This is a genomic window from Belnapia arida, assembly GCF_016773205.1.
GTDB classification, from domain to species: Bacteria; Pseudomonadota; Alphaproteobacteria; order Acetobacterales; family Acetobacteraceae; genus Belnapia; species Belnapia arida.
Map to the genome: position 1 here is coordinate 1 of NZ_JAETWB010000245.1, position 208 is coordinate 208.

Here is a 208-nt window from a genome sequence, read left to right on the forward strand (position 1 = left end):
GTCCGCCGCTTCAGGGCAGCGCCGGGCATAGCGCAGGCGGCTGGTGGCGCCGAGGACCAGCAGCCGGCGCAGCATGGAGTTGCCCTGCCGGGAGATCCGGCCCAGGCGCTCTTTGCCGCCGCTCGAATGCGGCTTGGGCCTGTCCCGATTTCACGGACACCTTTGATAGGCTGAGGAGCCTGGGAGGTGTCGATGACGGAGAGCAACA

1 pseudogene is annotated in these 208 nt (G+C 68.3%); it reads right to left on the reverse strand.

The window, feature by feature from the left end:
- Positions 1-138 (reverse strand): annotated as a pseudogene (locus tag JMJ56_RS33575) (transposase); the annotation flags it as partial.
- Between the last annotated feature and the right edge of the window lie 70 nt (positions 139-208).